General features: G+C 66.7%; 3 protein-coding genes. All 3 read right to left on the reverse strand.

The features are described from left to right. A partial coding sequence (locus ACFW0B_RS25790; protein ID WP_449151795.1) for a hypothetical protein occupies positions 1 to 479 on the reverse strand: 479 nt, incomplete at its 3' end. A gap of 24 nt (positions 480 to 503) precedes the next feature. Beyond that, a complete protein-coding gene (locus ACFW0B_RS25795) occupies positions 504 to 701 on the reverse strand; it encodes a hypothetical protein (RefSeq protein ID WP_449151797.1) in 198 nt (65 codons plus the stop codon). Further along, positions 698 to 1,258, reverse strand: a 561-nt coding sequence (locus tag ACFW0B_RS25800) for a hypothetical protein (RefSeq protein WP_449151798.1), incomplete at its 5' end; no start/stop codon positions are given. The genes ACFW0B_RS25800 and ACFW0B_RS25795, both read right to left, overlap by 4 nt.

The raw sequence follows: 1,258 nt of genomic DNA on the forward strand, positions 1-1,258 counted from the left end.
GCCTTGTTGGTGTGGCTGTGGGTCTGGCTCACCGCCGTGTCGATCTGGGCAGCAGTCGAAGTCGGCCGCCCCTGGATGGCATCCCACGTCAGCGTCACGTCCATGGATTCGTACTCGGCCACCTTCAGCCAGCTACTCGTGGCCGGATTCCAGGCGTAGAGCGCGGCACCGGCAGTCACGGTCGGGTCATCCGTGGCGTCCTGCACCAGGACAAACACCGCCTGTTCCAGGTCCGCCTCCAGCGCATCGCGCGCGGCAATATCCGCCACGAATAGCACCGGCGCGCCGCTGCTGGGCAGGCTGCTCAGAGCCTCGGTGATCAGCGCGTTGATCATCGCGCTGTTGCCGATAGAGCGCGCCTCCCCGGCACTGTTGGTCAGATAGGACTCGGCATAGCTGCCGTTCTCGACGTAGTAGAAGGAATCAGCCTCCAGGCTGCCGGGCAGCGTGGCGACCTTAAAGAATTTGAGCAGGGCCATGGGGCCTCCTAGTTGAGGGATGGATTACCACTCGCGGGCCTGCCACTCGGCAGCGCCGCTACCGGGCGGCCCCGGCGGGCCTTGTTCTCCAGCGCCGATGACGACTGCCTCGGTCTGTTCCAGGGTGATGACGTAGTCGTCACCCCCCTCGACCAGCACAGGCTCCGCCGCGGCCTCCACCACCAGCACGTAGGCCTCGACGGATTGGCTGGAGGTGGTCATTTGGTCACCTGCGGGGACAGGGTGACGGGGCCCTCGGCCCAGCGCTGCACCGTGCCGTCAGCAAAGGTCAGTTCCAGGTCGTACACCGCCTTGGCGAAGGTGAGCGCGCCGGTCTGCGCGGCCGTGATCTCGCGACGCAGAGTGCCGGCGGGGTCCAGGGTCAGCCCTTGGCCAGGTTCGGTGCTCAGTTCCAGACGTAGCGGGCCGCCGGGCTGGTCGCGGATCTGCATCCGCGCGCTGCAGCCACTGAGGTCGACCGGCGCCTGGTAAATCAACTGGCCGCCCAGAGGCTTCAGACCCACCGCGGACAGCCCGTTGATCTCCAGGGTGCTGGCGTCCAACCGCTTGGCCGACCATGGCCGGTTCTTGAAGGGTTCACGGTTGACCTCTTGCCATTGCTGGACGCCTCGCACCCACACCGGCCAATCGGCAGCCAGACCGTGATCGGGTACCACCAGCCGGACCGGCGCTTCCGCCGGGATGGACTGGATGGCCTTGTAGACCAGGGTCGGCTGGCTGAGTCGCAGGGTGTCGCGGAAGGTCGCGCCCTGAATCAG

Origin of the sequence: Metapseudomonas phytobenefica, assembly GCF_043392685.1 — a bacterium.
Taxonomy (GTDB): Bacteria; Pseudomonadota; Gammaproteobacteria; order Pseudomonadales; family Pseudomonadaceae; genus Metapseudomonas.

Bases quoted from the DNA above. Each gene is read 5' to 3' on its own strand.
- ACFW0B_RS25795 (WP_449151797.1), bottom strand. From the start codon at position 701: ATGACCACCTCCAGCCAATCCGTCGAGGCCTACGTGCTGGTGGTGGAG.